This window comes from Segatella hominis (assembly GCF_004535825.1).
GTDB lineage: Bacteria > Bacteroidota > Bacteroidia > Bacteroidales > Bacteroidaceae > Prevotella > Prevotella hominis.
On record NZ_SGVY01000110.1, the window covers coordinates 1 to 2,330 of the forward strand.

Consider the following 2,330-nt stretch of genomic DNA (forward strand, 5'->3'; position numbering starts at 1 on the left):
ACTAGGACTGTTTACCCGAATCATCGGGAAAATCAGCGCATTTACAGTCTTGCAATATATTAATTATGTAAACAACAGACCGGTTGGCAGGGTTAAGTATGCGCTAAATTAATTCCGCCAACGGGTTTATTGTAAACAAACCGGTAAAACGAGAGATATTTGCAGCCGATTTTCGGGATAGGGTTATTCATCATTTTATTTTCAATTACATTTTACCCTTTTTTGAGACAACATTTATCAACGACAGTTATAGCTGTAGAAAAGGCAAAGGTACGCATTATGGCATAAAACGGATTGACCATTTTATACGTTCATGCTCTAATAACTATTCAAAAGATTGTTACATTCTCAAACTCGACATCAAAGGCTATTTTATGGCAATGAATAAATTGTTGCTTTTTGACAAAGTGAAAAATGAATTAATCCGTAATAAAAACAAAGTCGCTTTTGATTTGGAACTTGTGCTTTATCTTATTGAAAAAACAATATTCAATGATCCCATAGTAAATTGCATAATCAAAGGTAAAAAGTTAGACTGGGAAGGTTTGCCCCAAACAAAGAGTTTGTTTCATGCTCAGCCCAATTGTGGTTTACCAATAGGTAACTTAACCTCTCAATTGTTCGGCAATATTTACATGAACGAGTTCGACCATTGGGTAAAAAGAGAATTGAATATAAAACATTACGGCAGATATGTTGATGATTTCGTATTGATACACGAAAGTAAAGATTATTTGCAATCTGTTATCCCAAAACTTTCAGACTTTTTACTTTCAACTTTACAACTAACACTGCACCCAGATAAAATTTATTTACAACATTACAGTAAAGGAGTAAAATACCTTGGCGCAGTAATCAAACCACATAAAACATACATAGCCAACCGCACCAAAGGAAATTTTTACACCACCATAGAAAAGCAAAACCAAATAGCCCGTGACCACAAACCGACAAAAGAAGAACAACAAGCCTTCCAAAGCAGTATGAACTCGTATTTGGGCATAATGAAACATTACAAAAGCTACAAACTAAGAAAACAAATGATTTTTAAGAACCTGAGCGGCTGGTGGTGGAATTATTTATATTTATCGGGCGGAATATGTAAATTTGAAATGAAAACAAAAACAGTATGACAATAACCACCGAAATGCTAACACGCAATATAGCAAAAAGCGGTGAAGTGCTTAATTGGAACGGCTTTAGCCCGTTCCAACTTCATCTCGGCTTGATAAGGTATCACTCGCAATCCGCTTCATGCCATATTGCCATCCGTTATGCGGCAGCTTAAAAGACGACACCAAACCAAAAAAATCATCTTGACAACCACCCGACTTTGAACTACGAAGGATGAAATTTTTCAGGGACAACTTCCAGCATTTCCAAAAAACAGTTTACCCATTGACTTGGAGACAAACAGACAATTTGAGCATTAAGGTTTAAACCGAATTTTTCCGAAATTGACCTGACCTGACTTTTCCTGAAAATCGACTTTAAAGCTGTTTTTACAGATAAATCAGGTTTCTCTAACAGACAGGAAATAAATGCTAAGTATTTGGCTTTAAACTTAAAATCAAAAAATAAGTGTTTTCTTTTAATGTTTAACAGGGCTGATTTGACAGTTGGCGGTGGCAAGAAACTTTCAGGACCTACCTCATAGACAAGTTTCAAATCAAAAAAAGTATGATAGAAAACGGTATATGGATTGTAAAGCTTCCTCGAAAATAACTTTTGTGTAGGTTCTAACTGAAGGACAATTGAACCTCCCAGAAAATTTTCAAGACTCTCAAACATCAGGATTTTGAAAATATCGGAAGTAATGCCATAAGGAATATTTGACACCACTTTGAAAGGAAATTTCGGAACTGCAAAATTCCTAAAATCACAACCGACAACTTGAACATTTCGGGCATCAGAAAATAATTTTCGTAAATGTTCAACCAAAGCTGTGTCGTTTTCAATAGCAACAACATTGTTGGCGATTTTTAATAAATGAACAGTAAGGAACCCCTTGCCTGCCCCAATATCTAAAACCGTATCCTGATTACTTATATTTGCTTGTCTTATTGCATCTTTTATTAGCACTTTATCAATAGTAAAGTGCTGACCCGTAAAACGAACGGGCAATTTCTTTTTTGTCATTAGCCTTAATTCCGCAACACTATAATTTAACTTTATTTATAAGTTCCTGAGCAACAAGTAACTACTCTTTTACCTTTGCACCCAGAATCAAGTAACATGGATTTGGTTAATTGGTGTTAAGGTGTACTATTAACTACTCTAGCAAATAGCTATGTGCTGATTTAGTCCTTCACCATCCAAATCCTTTTTCT

Annotated in this window: 2 protein-coding genes and 1 pseudogene; 2 read left to right on the top strand and 1 reads right to left on the bottom strand. The window is 35.2% G+C overall.

The window, feature by feature from the left end:
- Both EXN75_RS17235 and EXN75_RS17240 read left to right on the top strand, forming a co-directional pair.
- Positions 1-112 (top strand): annotated as a pseudogene (locus EXN75_RS17235) (IS982 family transposase); the annotation flags it as partial.
- A gap of 43 nt (positions 113-155) precedes the next feature.
- Positions 156-1,133, top strand: a complete 978-nt coding sequence (locus tag EXN75_RS17240) for a reverse transcriptase/maturase family protein (protein WP_281279495.1) — start codon at positions 156-158, stop codon at positions 1,131-1,133.
- Between the two features lie 205 nt (positions 1,134-1,338).
- Here EXN75_RS17240 and erm(F) read toward each other — a convergent pair whose 3' ends face one another.
- A complete protein-coding gene (gene erm(F) / locus EXN75_RS17245) occupies positions 1,339-2,139 on the bottom strand; it encodes a 23S rRNA (adenine(2058)-N(6))-methyltransferase Erm(F) (RefSeq protein ID WP_010256780.1) in 801 nt (266 codons plus the stop codon).
- Positions 2,140-2,330 lie beyond the last annotated feature (191 nt).